This window comes from Seonamhaeicola marinus, from assembly GCF_008085455.1.
This window is the reverse complement of record NZ_VSDQ01000669.1, coordinates 1-869: the sequence shown is the minus strand read 5'-3', so window position 1 is coordinate 869 and position 869 is coordinate 1. Positions and strand designations below refer to the sequence as shown.

At 37.2% G+C, this 869-nt stretch carries 1 protein-coding gene; it reads left to right on the top strand.

From position 1 onward, the window contains the following. Positions 1-869, top strand: an 869-nt coding sequence (gene porV, locus FUA24_RS11100; protein WP_148542253.1) for a type IX secretion system outer membrane channel protein PorV, incomplete at both ends; no start/stop codon positions are given.

Here is an 869-nt window from a genome sequence, read left to right as displayed (position 1 = left end):
CAGTTGATGCGTTTTCGCAACAATGGAATGCTTCAAAATATGTCTTTTCTGAAACTAAATCGGGTTTTGGTGTAAGTTACACGCCGTATTTAAGTAAACTAGTAAATGATATTTTCTTAGGGAATTTAACCTATTTTAACCGTTTAGATGAGCGTAGCGCTTTTGGGGTTAGTTTGCGTTATTTCTCGTTAGGAGATATTGAGTTTATTGATAGGCCTGAAGATCCGGCTAGAATTCAAAGGCCAAATGAATTATCTTTAGATGCATCTTACGCCTTAAGATTAAGTGATCAATTTGCTATGTCTGTAGCTATGCGTTATTTACGTTCAGATTTACGTTTGCAAGTTGATGGTCAAGATGTGTCAGCAGCAAGTACCTTTGGTGTTGATATTTCAGGATACTATCAAAGTGAAGAAGAAGCCTATGCCGATTTTAATGGGCGTTGGCGTGGTGGTTTTGCAATTCAAAATATAGGGCCAAAATATAAATATGATGATGGTGGAATTGAAAACTTTCAGCCTACAAATTTACGATTAGGAGGTGGTTTCGATTTTATTTTCGATGATTACAACAAAGTAGCAGTTACTGCCGAAATAACTAAACTATTAGTGCCAACACCTCCAAGATATGGTTTTGTTGATGCTGATGATGATGGAGAGTTTGATAGAGGAGACGAAGAAGTAGTTATAGTTGAAGGTCAAGATCCAGATGTAAGCTTCCTGTCGGGTATGTTTCAATCATTTGGTGATGCACCAGGAGGTTTTAGTGAAGAACTAAAAGAATTTACTTGGGCTTTAGGAGCAGAGTATGTGTACCAAGACTCATTTGCGTTTAGAGCAGGTTATTTTAATGAAGCCGAAGAAAAAGGT